Origin of the sequence: Streptomyces spiralis, from assembly GCF_014654675.1 — a bacterium.
Classification (GTDB): Bacteria; Actinomycetota; Actinomycetes; order Streptomycetales; family Streptomycetaceae; genus Streptomyces; species Streptomyces spiralis.
In genome coordinates this window covers 1-17361 of record NZ_BNBC01000067.1, presented here as the reverse complement: position 1 = coordinate 17361, position 17361 = coordinate 1, and the positions used below count along the sequence as shown (strand labels likewise).

Genomic DNA, 17361 nt, shown 5'->3' with positions numbered 1-17361 from the left:
TCACGATGACGACGACCAGCCTTCCCCCCAGCCTGATCGCCACGCTGACCGGGGAGTACTACACCGACCCCGAGGTCTTCGCACTGGAGCAGGAGCGCGTCTTCGAGGCCATGTGGTTCTGTGTGGCCCGCGCCTCGGAGCTGGCCAGGCCGGGCCGGTTCCGCACCTGCCAGGTGGGCCGGGAGAGCGTGCTGGTCTCCCGTTCCCGGGACGGCTCGGTCAAGGCGTTCCTGAACATCTGCCGGCACCGGGGCGCGAAGCTGTGCCTGGAGGAGTCCGGTGAGGCCAAGCGCGCGTTCCAGTGTCCGTACCACGCCTGGACCTACGGCCTGGACGGCAAGCTGGTCGCGGCGCCGAACCTGACCTCGATGCCGGACATCGATCGCACCGGGTACGGCCTGATCAACGTCCATGTCCGCGAGTGGCTCGGCTATGTGTGGGTGTGCCTGGCCGACACCCCGCCGTCCTTCGAGGAGGACGTGATCGGCGCGGTGGTCGAGCGGCTCGGCGACACCGAGTCGATCGAGAACTACGGCGTGGAGAACCTCGAGGTCGGACGGCGGATCACGTACGACGTGAAGGCCAACTGGAAGCTGATCATCGAGAACTTCATGGAGTGCTACCACTGCGCCACCATCCACCCCGAGCTGACCGAGGTGCTGCCCGAGTTCGCCGACGGCTACGCGGCGCAGTACTACGTCGGCCACGGCGCCGAGTTCGGTGAGGAGGTCAAGGGCTTCACAGTCGACGGCGGCGAGGGCCTGGACCGTATCCCGGGCGTCGCGGACGACCAGGACCGCCGCTACTACGCGATCACGGTCAAGCCGCAGGTGTTCATCAACCTGGTGCCGGACCACGTGATCTTCCACCGGATGTACCCGATGGCGCACGACCGCACGGTGGTGGAGTGCGACTGGCTGTACCTGCCGCATGTGGTGGAGAGCGGCAAGGACGTGGACCGTTCGGTGGAACTGTTCCACCGGGTGAACCAGCAGGACTTCGCCGCCTGCGAGCGCACCCAGCCCGGGATGAGCTCCCGGGCCTACGCCAAGGGCGGCGTCCTGGTGCCCAGCGAGCACCACATCGGCGCCTTCCACAGCTGGCTGCAGGACAGGCTCGACGTCCGGCCCGACCGCTGACACCGCCCCCTGATACCGCCCGTCCACCTGCCGATCGGTCTCCCGGCAGGTGGACGGGCCATCAGGCTTTCAGACTACCGGGCCGTCCGCTTCGGTCACGTTCCGTGGGGAGCGCCCATACTGGAGGCATGGTCATGCACCGGCGTGACTCCCGGCAGTCGGACCCAGCCGGCCCGGCCCGGCCCGCGGACGGGCGCGACGCCTCGCGGCGATCAACGGCGCGCCTGCCTTCCGTACTCAACGTGCGCAGCATGGCCGGACAGGTCCTCATCCTCCAGGTGGGGGTCGTGCTCCTGATCGTCGTCGCCGCGGTGGTCGCCCTGGTGCTGCAGGCCCGCAGTTCCAGCCTGCAGGAGGCCCGGAACCGCTCACTCGTCGGCGCCGAGACCTTCGCGCACGCTCCGGGGACGCTGGCCGCCATGAAGTCCGCCGATCCCAGCAAACTGCTGCAGCCGCGCGCGGAGGAGGCCCGGAAGCGGTCCGGGGTCAACTACATCATCGCCTTCAGCCCGTCCGGTGTCCGCTGGACGCACCCCGACCCGCACCTCGTCGGCAAGCACGTCGTCGGCTCCTACGCCGACGCGCTGGCGGGCAAGGTGCACCAGGACGTGTACAACACGCCCGGCGTCGGCCGCGCCGTGGACACGATGGTCCCGGTCCAGGACACCGACGGCAAGGTCGTGGGGATGGTGTCCGTCGGCATCACGGTCAAGCGCGTGGACCGCATGGTGATGGAACAGCTGCCGCTGCTGCTCGGCTCCGCCGCCGCCGGTCTGGTGCTGGTCACGGGCGGGTCGGTACTGGTGAGCCGGCGACTGCGGCGGCAGACGCGCGGTCTGGAACCGGCCGAGATGACCCGGATGTACGAGCACCACGACGCGGTCCTGCACTCCGTCCGCGAGGGCGTGCTCGTCATCAGCGCCGAGGGGCGGCTGCTGCTGGCCAACGACGAGGCCTGCCGTCTGCTGGACCTTCCCGAAGACCCGACGGGCCGGCGCATCACCGAGCTCGGCCTGTCCCCGCCCACCACCAGGCTGCTCGCCTCCGACTGGACCGTCACCGACCGGGTCGTGCTGGCGGGGGAGCGGCTGCTGGCGGTCAACGTGCGTCCGACCGCACCGCACGGCGGTCCGGGCGGCAGCGTGGCGACCCTGCGGGACACCACCGAGCTGCGCGAGCTGGCGGGCCGCGCCCGGGTCGCGCGGGAACGCCTGCAACTGCTGTACGACGCCGGGGTGCGGATCGGTACCACTCTCGACGTGGTCCGCACGGCGGAGGAGCTGACCGAGATCGCGGTTCCACGGTTCGCGGACTTCGCCGCCGTCGCACTGCTGGACGCGGTGCGCCGGGGTGAGGAACCCGACGGCGCGAGCCTGGTCGTGCACCGCACAGCCGTACGCGCCATCCGCGACGACCATCCGCTGCACACGGTGGACGAGACGATCACCTGGCAGCCGACGACACCGCAGGCACAGGCGTTGCGCGGGGGCCACGCCGTGCTGGAGCCCGATCTGCGGGCGACGCGGAACTGGCGGGAGCAGGATCCCGAGCGGGCGCGCCGCATGCTGGACTCCGGTATCCACTCGCTGATCACCGTGCCCCTGCAGGCCCGCGGCATCGTTCTGGGGGTGGTGGACTTCTGGCGCTCGGAGCAGGACTCCTTCACGGACGAGGATCTGGCCGTCGCCGAGGAGCTGGCGGCCCGCGCGGCGGTCGCGATCGACAACGCCCGCCGCTACACCCGTGAGCACACCATGGCGGCCACCCTCCAGCGCAGCCTGCTGCCCCGCGCCCTGCCCGACCAGCCGGCCCTGGACGTGGCCTACCGCTACCTGCCCGCGCAGGCCGGGGTGGGTGGGGTGGGCGGGGACTGGTTCGACGTCATCCCCCTGCCCGGCACCCGCGTCGCCCTCGTCGTCGGCGATGTCGTCGGCCACGGACTGCACGCCGCGGCGACCATGGGCCGCCTGCGCACGGTGATCCACAACTTCTGCGCCCTCGACCTGCCCCCCGACGAACTCGTGGGCCATCTGGACGAACTGGTCGCGCAGATCGACGAGACCGAGACCTCGGAGGAGGGCGCCGCCATCACCGGTGCCACCTGCCTGTTCGCGATCTACGATCCCGTCTCCGGCCGCTGCTGCGTCGCCCGGGCCGGCCATCCGGGCCCCGCCCTCGTCAGCCCCGACGGCACGGTCGTCTTCCCCGACGTTCCCGTCTCCCCGCCGCTCGGCCTGTGCGCCGGTATGCCCGTCGAGACCGCCGAGCTGCAGCTGGCCGAGGGCTCCCGGCTCGTTCTCTACACCGACGGACTCGTCGAGAACCGCGACCGTGACCTCGACACCGGCCTGCGGCTCCTCGCGGGCGCCCTGGGCCGGCCCGACCGGACACCGGAGCAGGACTGCCAGGCGGTGCTCGACGCGCTGCTGCCCGACCGTCCCAGCGACGACATCGCCCTCCTCGTGGCCCGCACCCGGCTCACGGACCCGGACCGGGTCGCCGAGTGGGACGTGCCCTCCGATCCCGCCGCCATCGCTCCTTTGCGTGCCGCCGCCGCCCGCCGGCTCGATGCCTGGGGCCTGGACGAGATCGCCTTCACGACCGAACTCATCCTCAGCGAACTGGTCACCAACGCCATCCGCTACGGCAGCGAGCCGATCCAGCTCCGCCTGCTGTTCAACCAGGACAGTCTGATCTGCGAAGTCGCCGACGGCAGCAGCACATCACCGCACATGCGCCGCGCGGCCACCACCGACGAGGGCGGCCGGGGTCTGTTCCTCGTCGCCCAGTACGCCCGGCGCTGGGGAGTCCGCTACACCGCCCGGGGCAAGGTCATCTGGAGCGAACAGTCCCTGGAGGCCCCCGAGGCCGGCCTGGACGAAGCCCTGCTCGAGGAGTGGGACGAGTCCGCCCTCTGACATCGGCCCGTCACCTGCTCCTACGCGCCGCCGTGTTGCACAGTGCGCAATTTTCTTCGCGATGAGGGACTGGTGTGTCCCGTCCCCTTGACAGCGGTCCGGAGCAACGGAAAGCATGTTGCGTATAACGAATGATGTTGTGCTATTAGAGACAAGCATTCGGAACAGTCACCCTCTCACGCCGTCGCCGCACCTGCTGTCACCGCGCGGCCGACGGCGCCACATCCCTCGGAGAGCCCGCATGAGGAGCATCACCGTCGTCGGCGCGTCACTGGCAGGCCTGAGCACGGTCCGCGCGCTGCGCACACAGGGCTACGACGGCGAGATCGTCGTCGTCGGGGAGGAGCGGCACGCCCCCTACGACCGGCCGCCGCTGTCCAAGGAGTTCCTCAAGGGAGACCTCGACGCCGACGCGCTCGCGCTCGGCGACGCGGACGAATACGAGGACCTGGACGTGCACTGGCTGCTCGGCGAGCGCGCGGTGCGGCTCGACCCCGCATCCCGGACCGTCACACTGGCCGGCGGACGGCACGTGCGCACCGAGGGCGTCGTCATCGCGACCGGTGCCGCGCCGCGGACGCTCCCCGGCATGGACGGACTGGCCGGCGTCCACACCCTGCGCACCCTGGACGACGCCCAGACCCTGCGCGACGAACTGCTCAGCGGCCTGCCCCGGGTCGTCGTCATCGGCGCCGGCTTCATCGGTGCCGAGGTGGCGTCCACCGCCCACCGGCTAGGGCTGCACGTCACCGTCGTCGAGGCGCTCGACGTTCCGCTGGAACGCCAACTGGGACGCGAGATGGGGCGGGTGTGCTCCTCGCTGCACAGTGATCACGGGGTCGGCCTGCTGTGCGGCATCGGCGTCGCGGGACTCATCGGCGAGGGCCGGGTCACCGGGGTGCGACTGGCGGACGGGCGCGTGCTCCCCGCCGACATCGTGGTGGTCGGAGTGGGCGTGCGGCCCGCCACCGACTGGCTCGACGGCTCCGGCGTACAGGTGGACGACGGCGTGGTGTGCGACGCCGGCTGCGCCACCACCGTCCCGGGTGTGGTCGCCGTCGGTGACGTCGCCCGCTGTCCCAACCCGTTCACCGGGCGGCACGCCCGCATCGAGCACTGGAGCAACGCAACGGAGCAGGGGACGACCGCCGCACGCACGCTGCTGTCGGGTGTGCCGGCCGCCGCACCGGTCACCGCGCCCTACTTCTGGTCCGACCAGTACCAGGTGCGCATCCAGCTCGCCGGACACGTCGCTCCCGGCGCCCGGCCGGAGGTCGTCGACGGCGACCTCGACAGCCGTTGCTTCACCGCCGTCTACCGGCGCGAGGACACACCGGTCGCGGTGCTCTCCCTGAACCAGCCCAAGCTGTTCAACCGACTCCGCCGCACCCTCACCCCCGCCGCCGTGCCCGCCGCCTCATGAGCCCCGCGCGTCAACTCCCCCTGGTCCACCGCGAGATCGACATGAGGATTCCGCGGCATCTGCGGTACACCTGGGACCACGAGTGGCTCGTCGTGGACGAGGGAAACGCCACCATCGGCATCACCGCGTTCGCGGCCGAGGCCCTCGGCGACGTCGTCCACCTCCGGCTGCCGGACGTCGGCACCTGGGTCGAGGCCGGGGAGATCTGCGGGGAGATCACCTCCTCGACCGGCACGGGCGCCCTGTACGCCCCCGCCACCGGCCGGGTCCTGGAGGTCAACACCGCGCTGACCCACGACCCCGGCGTTGTCAACTCCGCGCCGTACACCGGCGGTTGGCTGTTCCGCCTGAGGGTGGAGAACATCGCCGGCGCACTGACCGCCGACGCGTACGCCGCCCACTGCGCCCACACACAAGGAGTCCGCCGATGACCCGGTTCGAGCCGTCCGACACCTGACCCCGCAACCGACACACCTCCCGCAGGGGCGTGACCGGGACCGCCCGGCACGGCCCGCCCATCCCACGGAGTATGGCGTGGCAATCAGCGTCTTCGACCTGTTCTCCATCGGCATCGGCCCGTCCAGCTCGCACACCGTCGGCCCGATGCGCGCGGCCGCGATGTTCGCCGCCCGGCTGAAGAAGGACGGCGTGCTGGCCCAGACCACCGCGGTGCGAGCGGAGCTGTTCGGCTCCCTCGGCGCCACCGGCCACGGCCACGGCACCCCCAAGGCCGTCCTGCTCGGCCTGGAGGGCAACGAACCGCACACGGTCGACGTCACCCAGGCCGACCTGGACGTCGAGCGGATCCGCAGCACCGGCCGGATCCGCCTCCTCGGCGCCGAGATCGACGCCGCCCACGAGATCGACTTCGACGCCTCGACCCAGCTCGTCCTGCACCGTCGGCGCTCACTGCCGTACCACGCCAACGGCATGATCCTCTTCGCGTACGACGCCGACGGCGTGCCGCTGCTGGAGAAGACCTACTACTCGGTCGGCGGCGGTTTCGTGGTCGACGAGGACTCCGTGGGCGCCGACCGGATCAAGGCGGACGACACCGAGCTGCCCCACCCCTTCCGCACCGGTGACGAACTGCTGCGGCTCGCCCGCGAGACCGGCCTGTCCATCTCCGCGCTGATGCTGGAGAACGAGAAGGCCTGGCGCACCGAGGCGGAGATCCGCGCGGGTCTGCTGGAGATCTGGCGGGTCATGGAAGGCTGTGTCTCCCGCGGGCTGTCCCGCGAGGGGATCCTCCCCGGCGGCCTGAAGGTCCGGCGGCGGGCCGCGGCGGCGGCTCGGGCGCTGCGCAGCGAGGGCGACCCGACGGGCCGCGCGATGGAATGGGTCACCCTCTACGCGATGGCGGTGAACGAGGAGAACGCCGCCGGCGGCCGGGTCGTGACCGCCCCGACCAACGGCGCGGCCGGCATCATCCCCGCCGTCCTGCACTACTACCTGAACTTCGTCCCCGGCGCCGACGAGGACGGCATCGTCCGCTTCCTTCTCGCCGCCGGCGCCATCGGCATGCTCTTCAAGGAGAACGCCTCCATCTCCGGCGCCGAGGTCGGCTGCCAGGGCGAGGTCGGCTCCGCCTGCTCGATGGCCGCCGGAGGCCTCGCCGAGGTGCTGGGCGGCAGCCCGGAAAAGGTGGAGAACGCCGCCGAGATCGGCATGGAACACAATCTCGGCCTGACCTGCGACCCGGTCGGCGGCCTGGTCCAGATCCCGTGCATCGAGCGCAACGGCATGGCCGCGGTGAAGGCGGTCACCGCCGCCCGGATGGCCCTGCGCGGCGACGGCCGGCACCACGTCTCCCTCGACAAGGTCATCAAGACCATGAAGGAGACCGGCGCCGACATGAAGGTCAAGTACAAGGAGACCGCCCGCGGCGGACTCGCCGTCAACGTCATCGAGTGCTGAGGAAACGGGCCGGAGCCGTGGTCACCGATCCGGAAGGAGGGCTGGCGAAGTGAGCCAGTACATGACGCGGACCGGAGTACTTCCTGGCCGTGCCCACGCCGGAACCCCCCTCGCCCCGCCCCGGCCGCGGTCCCTCGGCACCCACAGCCGCCCCCGGCGTGTCGCCATGCTCAGCGTCCACACCTCACCGCTGCACCAGCCGGGCACCGGCGACGCCGGCGGGATGAACGTCTACATCGTCGAGCTCGCCAAGCGCCTCGCCGCCCTCGACATCGAGGTGGAGATCTTCACCCGGGCCACCTCCGCCGCACTCCCGCCCAGCGTCGAACTGGCACCCGGCGTCCTGGTACGGCACGTGACCGCCGGACCCTACGAAGGGCTGGCCAAGGAGGACCTGCCCGCCCAGCTCTGCGCCTTCACCCACGGCGTGACTCAGGCCTGGGCCGGCCGTCGCCCCGGTCACTACGACCTGCTCCACTCGCACTACTGGCTCTCCGGCCACGTCGGCCGCCTCGCCGCCGGGCGCTGGGGCGTACCGCTGGTGCACGCCATGCACACCATGGCCAAGGTCAAGAACGCCTCCCTCGCCGAGGGCGACACCCCCGAGCCCGCGTCGCGCGTGACCGGCGAGACACACGTCGTACGGGCAGCCGACCGGCTGATAGCGAACACCGACAGGGAAGCGGCGGAACTGCTGCGCCACTACGACGCCGACACGGACCGGGTCGCCGTCGTCCATCCCGGCGTCAACCTGGAGCGATTCCGCCCCGACAGCCGCGGCATCGCGACCGGCCGGGCCGCGGCCCGCGCCCGCCTCGGTCTGCCACAGGACGCGTTCGTACCGCTCTTCGCCGGTCGCATACAGCCGTTGAAGGCGCCCGACATCCTGCTGCGCTCGGTGGCCTACCTGCTCGCCGAGCGGCCGTGGCTGCGTGAGCGGATCACGGTTCCGGTGGTGGGCGGGCCGAGCGGCACCGGTCTGGCCAGGCCGGAAGGGCTGCAGAAGCTGGCCGCCCGGCTGGGCATCTCCGACGTCGTCCTCTTCCGCCCGCCCGTCGGCCAGGACCTACTCGCCGACTGGTACCGCGCGGCGTCCGTCCTGGTCAAGCCGTCCTACAGCGAGTCCTTCGGCCTCGTGGCCGTCGAGGCACAGGCCTGCGGCACACCGGTGATCGCCGCCGAGGTCGGCGGCCTGCCGGTGGCGGTGCGGAACGGCGTGAGCGGCGTACTCGTACGCGGGCACGATCCCGCGGACTACGCGCGGGCGCTGTACGGCTTCGCCGACGACCCGTCACTCTCCGCCCGGATGGGCGCGGCCGCGGCCCGGCACGCCCGGCGCTTCGGCTGGGACACGGCCGCGGTGGCGACAGCGGAGGTGTACACGGCGGCACTGCACGAGCGCCGCCTGCGCGGGTGAACACCGAAAGCGGCCCCTGAGACGCCCATGGCGGAGCGCCGGCCGCGCCACACCGTCGGCCGGCCCGACCTGACGTTGGCTCAGGGATCGTGAGACGGCCGGTCTCGGGTTCGAACGGCACTCCCGGAATCGGGACGGCCCAGTCCTGCCGTTCAAGCCAGTGTGCGGTCTCGGTCGCGCTCAGGAGAATGGGTGTCGGTGGGTGAGGGTACCCAGGGGGACGTGTCTGATGCTGCCACTGTGTTGCGGCGGACGACGCGCCGGGGCGGCAGGGGCGGCTCGCCGCACGCGGTGCTGGTCGTGATGTGTGTCGGCTACTTCCTGGTGCTGCTCGACGTCACGATCGTCAACGTTGCGCTACCGCGCATCGGCAGCTCGCTGGGCGCCGATGTGAGCGGCCTGCAGTGGGTGGTGGACGGCTATGCACTGGCGTTGGCGTCGCTGATGCTGACCGCCGGCACGCTGGGCGATCTGCGCGGTCACAAGCGGATCGTGGTGACCGGGCTGATCGTCTTCGGGGCGGGATCACTGGCGTGCGGGCTGGCTCCCGGCGTCGCGGTGCTGGTCGCCGCGCGCGTGGTGCAGGGCGTGGGAGCAGCGCTGCTGCTGCCGGGAACACTGGCGATCATCAGTGACGCCTTTCCCGACGGCGCCGGACAGGCGAAGGCGATCGGTGTCTGGGCGGGCATCGGCAGCCTGGCTCTGCCCGCGGGACCGCTGCTGGGTGGGGCTCTGGTCGACGGCTTCGGCTGGCGCGCGATCTTCCTGCTGAATGTGCCGATCGTGCTGCCGGCCCTGGCCTGGACCGGAATGATCGTCAAGGAAAGCAGGGAACCGCAGGGCCGGGAGCTGGATCTGCCGGGGGTGGTGCTGGGAAGCCTGCTGTTGCTGGCGACCACGTACGCGTTCATCCAGGCAGGTCGCTCCGGCGCCGGATCCGTGCACGTCGTGGTCGCGGCGGTGGCGGCCCTGGTGTCGCTCGGCGCGCTGGTTGTCGTCGAGCGACGCCGCGGGGACCAGGCGATGCTGCCGCTGGCCCTGTTCAGGCGGCCGGGCTTCGACGTGGCGAACATCGCGGCCGGGACGATGAATCTGGGCACCCTGGGCACGCTGTTCGTCCTGATGCTGTTCCTGCAGTCCCTCCAGCACCATCCGCCGCTCGCCGCCGGGCTGGCGATCGTTCCGCTGTTCGCGCCGCTCGCGGTCCTCGCGCCGCTCGCGGTCCTCGCGCCGCTCGCGGTCCTCGCGCCGCTCGGCGGACGGCTCACCAGCCGGATCGGAGCCCGCCTCCCGGCCACCGTCGGACTGCTGATCGCGGCCGCAGGACTGGCACTGCTGATCCGAGTGAACCCGTCGTCCGACTACGCAGTCATGCTCCCCGCGTTCCTGCTCTGGGGCATCGGACTGGGCCTGCTCACACCCGCCGTCGTCGCCGCGGCCATCGCCGCCGTGCCCGGGGAACGCACCGGGCTCGCCTCGGCCATCAACAACACCGCACGCCAGGCCGGCGGCGCCATCGGTATCGCAGTCGCGGGCGCGATCGCAGGACAGCCCGGCAGCGCCTCGCACTTCCTGCGCGGCTTCCACACCGTCGCTGCCGGCTCGGCGCTGCTCTACCTCGCCGCCGGGCTCCTCGCGGTCTGCCTCCTGCCCGGTGCCCTCATCCCGCGGACCGGCCGCGACCGGTCCCGTCGAAGGGAATAGGCGACGTGCGGGAGCCCGGCGCAGACCACAGCAACGAACGAGCGGAGAACACCCATGCCCGAGCCCTCCGGATACACCTACGGCACCGACGAGGCCGCCCGCTCCCCGGTCTCGCTCGCCGAACTCGACGAGCTGCGCGGAAGCGTGGGCCTGACATCGGAGGACGAGCACTATCTCCGCATGGCCGCCGATGTCCTGTCCCCACAGGCCGAAGCCATGGTCGACACCTGGCGGGGGCTCATCGCCGAGCAGCCGCATCTCGCCGCCTACTCCGCCCACCCTGACGGACGGCCCAACCCGGAGTACTCGGCCGCGTCCAAGCCGCGCTTCGCCCAGTGGATCATCGATGTCTGCACCCGCCCCTACGACCAGGCATGGCTGGACTACCAGCAAGAGATCGGGATACGCCACACCCGCACCGCCAAGAACCGCACCGACGACGCCGACGCCCCCGACCACATCCCCCTGCGCCACCTGCTGGCCTTCACCGCCCCACTCATCCTCACCACCAAGCCCTTCCTGGAGGGGCACGGCCACAGTCCCGACCAGGTCGAGCGCATGTACGCGGCATGGGCGAAAGCGGTCGTCCTGCATGTCACCCTGTGGGCACGCGCCTACACGACCCCCGCGAACTGGTGACCCGGCAGGAACCGTCGACTGATCGCCGCACAGGCCGGCCGGCAGGGCCCGCCACAACCTGGTCCCGGCTGTCAGTGGTCGCCGAAGACCTCCTTGACCTCGCGCAGCGCGTAGCCGACCAGCACGTACCCGGCGGCCGGGCCTTGCCGGCGGCGAGCGCGGACAGCACCGCGGCCGTCACCGCAGTCCAGCCGATGCCCAGCGGCGAGTGGTGGGGCCGGAAGCCTGCGGCCGGCACCCAAGTGGACTGCACCAGCAGGTACACCGTCAGTAGCCCGACGCCGACACCGATCAGCTTCAGCGCACGGCGCTGAGGGTCCTCACCGGTACCGGACAGCTCCCGGATCACCACGGCGGAGTCACCGATCTCGATCAGGGAGTCCAGGCCGAATCCGGCCGGCGCCACGGATCGCGCCGAGATCGCGGCGACGGCGAGCACCAGGGCCCTGCGCAGCGCTCCTCGCCCGGAGCGTCAGCTGGTGACACGCATGTAGGTGAGGATCACCGCGCTGCTCTTGAGGACCGTGTGGTCAGTGAGTGTCCAGGTACGCGGGTCGAAGGCGGCCTTGCGGGAGAACAGGGGGATCCCGTCGCCGATGGTGAGCGGGGCGACCTTGAGGATCAGTGTGTCGATCTCGGTGTACAGAGAGCCGGCCAGCTCGGCTCCGCCGATCAGCCAGATGTCCTTGCCCTTCTGCTGCTTGAGCTCCCGCACGGTCGCCACAGGATCGTCGGCGACGAGTTCGACGGCCGGGTCCGGGCTCTCGGTCAGGCTCCGGGAGAAGACCAGGTGACGCAGGTGGGGGTAGGCGTCGGTGATCCCGGCAGCCAGACCGATCTCGTAGCTGCGCCGTCCTTCGAGCACGGTGTCGAAGTGCGTACCTGTCGCCGTGACGGACAGCGCCTCCCGGGCCTGTATGGGCAGCGTCTCCGGGAATTCGGCTACAAGGTGCTGGATGTAGTCCTCCGACATGGGCCAGAAGCCGTTCGGACCGGTGGGGTCCGCGCCGTCCGGGCCCGCGATGAAGCCATCGAGGGTAGTGGCGATGTAGTGGACGAGCCTGCGCACGTCGAGTTCCTTCCGTCGGTCGGCTGCCGCGGTGCGGCTCGGGCTGCCGGATGGCGTGCCGGGTGCGAAGCCGCTTGGTGATCATCGCACCGGACCGACCGTGCGAGCAGCGTGCTGTCAATTCTCGTGAACATTCGCACGCGCGCCGGGGCCCAGCCGGCGCCGTCTCGTTGCGCTGTCGCCTTGATGCAAGGTCCGTTGTGAGACTCAGCGTTGTCCGAAACAGACGCTGGAAGCGATGAATTCGGCGGTGGTTCGCAGTCTCAGTCCTGTAGCCAACCGATCGGAGTGGTGATGGGCAGGCTGAGTCAGGTGGCCGATGGTGTCTGGGTCCGGCAGAGCGAGTGGGTCTGGGCCAATTCCGTCGTGGTGCGCGGGGGGATGGACTGGTCCTGGTCGATCCGGGCATCCATGGCTCGGAGTTGAATCAACTCGCCGATGACGTGGGCCGGCTCGGCGTTCCGGTGGTCGCCGGCTTTTGCACCCATCCCCACTGGGATCACCTGCTGTGGCATTCCCGGTTCGGCGATGTGCCGCGCTATGCCAGTCCCGCCGCCGCGCAGGTTGCCGGTCAGGCCCGAGAGCGGTCGCAGGCGATGGCGGCGGAGAGCGCGTCCGGTGTCCCTCTGGACCTGGTGGCTCTGGTCACCCCGCTGCCCGCGGACGGCGGACCGGTGCCGGGCGAGGTCATCGAGCATCAGGCGCATGCTGTCGGTCACGCGGCGGTCCTCCTCGCGGACCGTGGTGTCCTGCTCGCCGGCGACATGCTCTCCGACGTCCTGATCCCGATGCTCGACATTCGCCAGGACGATCAGGCGGGAGCCTACGCGGCCGCGCTCGACCGGCTGGGTGAAGCGGCCGGGCACGTCGATGTCGTCGTCCCCGGCCACGGCGCCGTTGCCGAGGGTCCCGAGGTGGTGGCCCGCCTCGCCGCCGATCGTGCCTACATCGAGGCGCTCCGGCGAGGAGAGGATCCGGTCGACGCGCGTCTGGGGCCGCACGCGGACTGGCTCTTCGGCCCTCACCGGTCGAACCTGGAGCAGGCCCGGGGGCGGTAGGGTCCGGGGGACGTGGCGGGTAGGCCGGAGCCGGAGCCGCCGACAGGCCACATCGACGGGGAACAAAGGGCGCAAGTACGGGAGTTGAGGTCATGAGGGCCCGACGTGTGTCATCCTCTGATCATGACTGACCGAGGCGACTGGGGCAGAAGGCTGCAGACTGATCGACCGCACTCAGCGCGTGTGTGGGACTACCTGCTCGGCGGAAAGAACCACTACCTGGTGGACAGTCAGGCCGGTGACTTGATCCTCCAGACCTTCCCTGAATTTGCGGCCCTCGCCCGGGTGCAACGGCGCTTCCTGGTACGAGCGGTGCGGTTTCTGGCGCGCGAGGCCGGGATCCGCCAGTTCCTCGACATCGGTACCGGGTTGCCCACTGCCAACAACACCCATGAGGTCGCCCAGAGCATCGCACCCGAGAGCAAGATCGTCTACGTGGACAACGACCCCATCGTCCTCGCCCACGCGGACGCGTTGTTGCGCAGTACACCAGAAGGAAAGTGCGCCTACCTCGATGCCGATGTGCGCGATCCGCAGAAGATCCTCACCCAGGCGGCTCACACACTGGACTTCGACGAGCCCATCGGCCTGATGCTGCTCAACATCATGGGCCAGGTCTCGGACGAGGAGGAGCCCGAGCGGATCGTGGCCCAGCTGATCGATGCTTTGCCACGGGGCAGCTACGTGGCCTTGAGCGATGGCACGAACACCAGCGAAGCACTCAAGGCGGCCGTCGAGGGATACAACGCACAGTCCGTCAATACGTACCACCTGCGCACACCGGAGCACATCGGGAGCTTTCTGCACGGGTTGACTCTGGTCGAGCCAGGCCTGGTGAGATCTGCCGAATGGCGTCCAGACTCCGATTCCGCCGACATCACCCAGGAGCAGGGCCACGCCGTCGGGGCGGTGGGCCTGAAAGTGTAGGACTTCATCCGAGGTGCACCCCGCCCGGCACTGGACAGGAACTCTCGCTCGCCGTGGCCTTCCAGCGCCTGCGGCTCAGGCGAGAGACCCCGCGTCGAGGGCCCCTCGCCCCTGCACCGGCGGCATCACGCGGGGGCGGTCTTCTCTGATCGGTATGGAACCGCAAGGTGAGCACCCCGCATGCGGTCCGGCTCATCGCCAGGTCGGGGAAGGCGGTGACATAGGCAGGGGTTGAGCTCGTCACGGTCTACTCCTTGGTCCGTGGACGCGTCCGGTCGGTGTCGCGTCCTTGCGACCGGACAACCTCCCTGCCTGCCCGATCTGTACCCGGCGGCCAGATCACCTGCCGAGGACAGCCATAAGCCATTTTTCTGGCCGGGCCGGGCTTCGATCAGACGGCCTCGGAACGTCTCGGTCGTGGCCAAGTCGTTCCAGTCGGCCCCTCGTGGCCGATGCGCCACGCACGGGGTATGCCGGGGCCGTCCGTCCGTCCGCCCGCCGCCCGCCCAGTGCCGGGGCCGAGCTGGCGAGGCCCCGCGAACCCGGTAGCTGGCGCCGCCATGACACGAGAGCCTGGCCGACGACCGAACGCCCCGGCCGACACACCGGCTCTGCGTCCGCAGGACCGTAGCCGTCCGCTCCTCGGACGAGAATCTGACCCATGTCCAGTGAACCAGACGCTTACACGGGCCAGACGCTGTGCGGCAGCGGATGGCGTTCCCCGCTGCGTGCCTTCTTGCGCACCGAGACCGGCGGCGCCGCCGTCCTGGTCGCCTCCGCACTCGCCGCACTCGTCTGGGTCAACGTGGCACCCTCTGCATACACGTCGTTCTGGGACACCCGCCTGTCTGTCCGCTTCGGCGCGTACGGGATCTCGCTCGGTCTGCGCGAGTGGGTCAACAGCGGCCTGATGACGTTCTTCTTCTTCGTTGTCGGTCTGGAGGCCCGCCGCGAGTTCGACGTGGGAGAACTACGCGAGCGCAAGCGGTTCGCGCTGCCGCTCGTCGCGGGGCTCTGCGGCATGATCGTGCCCATCGCCCTCTACCTCGCCGTCAACGCCGGCCACGGCAGCGAGCAGGGCTGGGGTGCGGCGATGTCCACCGACACCGCGTTCGCCCTGGGCGTGCTGGCCGTCGTGGGCCGCGGCATGCCGCCCGGGCTGCGGGTGTTCATCCTCCTGCTGACCGTGGTCGATGACTTCTTCTCCCTCGGCGTCATCGCCTTCGCCTACAGCGACCGCATCGCCGTGCCCCCACTCGTCGTGGCCATTGGCACCCTCGCACTCGTCCTGCTCGCTCGGCGGCTCGACGTGCGCCGGGGCAGCGTGTACGCGCTTCTGGGCGTCGTCGCCTGGGTCGCCCTGCTGGAGTCGGGCGTGGACCCGGTCGTGATCGGACTCGCCCTGGGACTGCTCACCTACGCCTACCCTGCCGCGCGCGCCGACCTGGAACATGCGAGCGGTCTGTTCCGGCTGTTCCGCGAGCAGCCCACTCCGGAACTGGAGCGGTCCGTCCGCGCCGGCATCGCCTCGGCGATCTCACCCAACGACCGCCTGCAACGGATCTACCACCCCTGGACCAGCTACCTGATCGTCCCGCTGTTCGCCCTGGCCAACGCCGGAATCGAGATCAGCAGCGACCAACTGGCACGAGCCTTCACCTCGCCCGTCACCCTGGGCATCCTCGTCGCCTACGTCCTGGGCAAGCCACTGGGCATCCTCGGGGCCTGTGCGCTCGCCACTCTCGCCTCCCGCGGGGGGCTGCGCCTCCCGGTCGGCTGGGGAGCGGCAACCGCCGGCGGCGCCCTGTGCGGGGTCGGGTTCACCGTTTCCCTGCTCATCGCGACCCTCGCCTTCCACGGTGCACGCCTGGACGAGGCCAAGATCGGCATCCTCGCCACACTGGTCTGCTCCTTCCTGACGGCCCGGCTCGTCACCGCCGTGATCGGCCTTCTGCCGGCTCCCCTGCGGCTCCGGGCCCTGCTCGGGAAGGCGGAGATGATCGTCGACCTGGCCGTACCCGTCGACCCCGACCGCGATCACATCCGAGGGCCACACCACGCATCGGTCACTGTCGTGGAGTACGGCGACTACGAATGCCCCTACTGCGGGCAGGTCGAGCCCGTCGTCCGTGAACTTCTCGCCGACTTCGGAGACGTGCGCTACGTATGGCGCCACCTTCCCCTGACCGACGTGCACATCCACGCCCAACTCGCCGCCGAGGCCTCCGAAGCAGCCGCACGCCAGGGCCGCTTCTGGGACATGCACGACCTGCTGCTCAGCCGTCAAGAAGCCCTCCGCATCGAGGACCTGTACACTCACGCGGCCGACATCGGCCTGGACATGGAGCGCTTCGAACGAGACATGCGCGCCCACGCCGGCGCGGCCCGCATCGCCGAGAACGTGGATTCGGCCGATCTCAGCAGCGTGGCCGGAACGCCCACCTTCTTCATCAACGGCCGCAGACACCACGGTGCCTACAATCTCACCAGCCTCACCGCAGCGGTCCGTGCCGCCCGCGAACGCGCCTCCGTCACCACGTGACGGACCACAGCAGAGGTACCTCGCCGTGACTCGGGCTGACACGCACCGCACCTGCGGCGGCTCGCCGATCGTCCGCCGGGGTGGAAGACCGCAATCCAGGGTGTCCGTGTCAGCGATTCTTGAGCGCGTGCCGTCGAAGGTTGAGTGCCGACAGTTCGCGACGCGGATACTGAAGCATGCAGTTCATCTTCTTCATGACCTTGCCCGGCCTGGTCGTCGTGCTGACGCTGCTGGCCTTCGTCGATCAGCTGCTCATGCGCATGGGACGGGCGGGAGTGCTGCCATGGCGGAACAATGCACGTCAGGGCCAGATCTCAGCCACCGGATTCGAGCAGCTGCACGCAAGCCTCTCGCCGGGCAAGCAGCATGAGCTGAAGGAACGGCAGTCGGCACTGGTCCTACCGGACAACGAGGATGACGGAGCGCCGCCGAATGGAACAACGGTCGACCTGGCCGGAGGAACCGCTGTCGTTCGGTTGCCTCTTTCCGACCGGCAGAGGGGTCGATCAAGCTCCGATGACACACGCTCGACCTAGGTGTGTTGTCCCGGGACGTTGGTGACACGCGTGCTGGGTGCTTGAACAGGTGAGGGCCTTCTGGGTTCGGTG

13 protein-coding genes are annotated in these 17361 nt (G+C 70.3%); 12 read left to right on the top strand and 1 reads right to left on the bottom strand.

Features of this window, described 5'->3' with window-relative positions:
• Nucleotides 1-5: 5 nt before the first annotated feature.
• The 8 genes from IE318_RS40340 to IE318_RS40305 all read left to right on the top strand — a co-directional run bounded on the left by IE318_RS40340 (nucleotide 6) and on the right by IE318_RS40305 (nucleotide 11157).
• Nucleotides 6-1139, top strand: a complete 1134-nt coding sequence (locus tag IE318_RS40340; protein WP_189907852.1) for an aromatic ring-hydroxylating oxygenase subunit alpha — start codon at nucleotides 6-8, stop codon at nucleotides 1137-1139.
• A 251-nt stretch (nucleotides 1140-1390) separates the two neighbouring features.
• Complete coding sequence (locus tag IE318_RS40335) at nucleotides 1391-4057, top strand: SpoIIE family protein phosphatase (RefSeq protein WP_229904089.1); 2667 nt, start codon at nucleotides 1391-1393, stop codon at nucleotides 4055-4057.
• 241 nt (nucleotides 4058-4298) lie between these two features.
• Nucleotides 4299-5480: an NAD(P)/FAD-dependent oxidoreductase gene (locus IE318_RS40330; RefSeq protein ID WP_189907851.1), complete on the top strand. Its 1182-nt coding sequence runs from the start codon at nucleotides 4299-4301 to the stop codon at nucleotides 5478-5480.
• Nucleotides 5481-5521: 41 nt separating this feature from the next.
• Nucleotides 5522-5911, top strand: a complete 390-nt coding sequence (gene gcvH, locus IE318_RS40325) for a glycine cleavage system protein GcvH (protein ID WP_189907870.1) — start codon at nucleotides 5522-5524, stop codon at nucleotides 5909-5911.
• Between the two features lie 103 nt (nucleotides 5912-6014).
• Nucleotides 6015-7397: an L-serine ammonia-lyase gene (locus tag IE318_RS40320; protein WP_189907850.1), complete on the top strand. Its 1383-nt coding sequence runs from the start codon at nucleotides 6015-6017 to the stop codon at nucleotides 7395-7397.
• A 49-nt stretch (nucleotides 7398-7446) separates the two neighbouring features.
• A complete protein-coding gene (mshA, locus tag IE318_RS40315; protein WP_229904088.1) occupies nucleotides 7447-8814 on the top strand; it encodes a D-inositol-3-phosphate glycosyltransferase in 1368 nt (455 codons plus the stop codon).
• 222 nt (nucleotides 8815-9036) lie between these two features.
• Nucleotides 9037-10518, top strand: a complete 1482-nt coding sequence (locus IE318_RS40310; RefSeq protein WP_229904087.1) for an MFS transporter — start codon at nucleotides 9037-9039, stop codon at nucleotides 10516-10518.
• Nucleotides 10519-10572: 54 nt separating this feature from the next.
• The gene (locus tag IE318_RS40305; RefSeq protein ID WP_189907849.1) at nucleotides 10573-11157 is read left to right on the top strand and encodes a protoglobin domain-containing protein; all 585 of its coding nucleotides are present in this window, start codon (nucleotides 10573-10575) and stop codon (nucleotides 11155-11157) included.
• Between the two features lie 472 nt (nucleotides 11158-11629).
• Here the strand turns inward: IE318_RS40305 and IE318_RS40300 are convergent, their stop codons facing one another.
• A complete protein-coding gene (locus tag IE318_RS40300) occupies nucleotides 11630-12226 on the bottom strand; it encodes a dihydrofolate reductase family protein (protein ID WP_189907848.1) in 597 nt (198 codons plus the stop codon).
• Nucleotides 12227-12648: 422 nt separating this feature from the next.
• Between IE318_RS40300 and IE318_RS40295 the strand changes: the two genes are divergently transcribed.
• From IE318_RS40295 to IE318_RS40280, 4 genes are all read left to right on the top strand, one after another.
• Nucleotides 12649-13284: an MBL fold metallo-hydrolase gene (locus tag IE318_RS40295; RefSeq protein WP_229904086.1), complete on the top strand. Its 636-nt coding sequence runs from the start codon at nucleotides 12649-12651 to the stop codon at nucleotides 13282-13284.
• A gap of 123 nt (nucleotides 13285-13407) precedes the next feature.
• Nucleotides 13408-14211 (top strand): SAM-dependent methyltransferase, encoded by an 804-nt coding sequence (locus tag IE318_RS40290; RefSeq protein WP_189907847.1) that lies wholly within the window; start codon nucleotides 13408-13410, stop codon nucleotides 14209-14211.
• 661 nt (nucleotides 14212-14872) lie between these two features.
• Nucleotides 14873-16753 (top strand): Na+/H+ antiporter NhaA, encoded by a 1881-nt coding sequence (gene nhaA, locus IE318_RS40285; RefSeq protein ID WP_189907846.1) that lies wholly within the window; start codon nucleotides 14873-14875, stop codon nucleotides 16751-16753.
• Nucleotides 16754-16929: 176 nt separating this feature from the next.
• On the top strand, nucleotides 16930-17289 hold the full coding sequence (locus IE318_RS40280) for a DUF6191 domain-containing protein (protein ID WP_189907845.1): 360 nt from the start codon (nucleotides 16930-16932) through the stop codon (nucleotides 17287-17289).
• Nucleotides 17290-17361 lie beyond the last annotated feature (72 nt).

What these genes read in the sequence shown, in the direction of transcription:
- IE318_RS40340 (WP_189907852.1), top strand. Translation starts at nt 6, where the DNA reads ATGACGACGACCAGCCTTCCCCCCAGCCTGATCGCCACGCTGACCGGG.
- IE318_RS40335 (WP_229904089.1), top strand. Translation starts at nt 1,391, where the DNA reads ATGGCCGGACAGGTCCTCATCCTCCAGGTGGGGGTCGTGCTCCTGATC.
- IE318_RS40330 (WP_189907851.1), top strand. Translation starts at nt 4,299, where the DNA reads ATGAGGAGCATCACCGTCGTCGGCGCGTCACTGGCAGGCCTGAGCACG.
- gcvH (WP_189907870.1), top strand. Translation starts at nt 5,522, where the DNA reads ATGAGGATTCCGCGGCATCTGCGGTACACCTGGGACCACGAGTGGCTC.
- IE318_RS40305 (WP_189907849.1), top strand. Translation starts at nt 10,573, where the DNA reads ATGCCCGAGCCCTCCGGATACACCTACGGCACCGACGAGGCCGCCCGC.
- IE318_RS40290 (WP_189907847.1), top strand. Translation starts at nt 13,408, where the DNA reads ATGACTGACCGAGGCGACTGGGGCAGAAGGCTGCAGACTGATCGACCG.
- nhaA (WP_189907846.1), top strand. Translation starts at nt 14,873, where the DNA reads ATGTCCAGTGAACCAGACGCTTACACGGGCCAGACGCTGTGCGGCAGC.
- IE318_RS40280 (WP_189907845.1), top strand. Translation starts at nt 16,930, where the DNA reads ATGCAGTTCATCTTCTTCATGACCTTGCCCGGCCTGGTCGTCGTGCTG.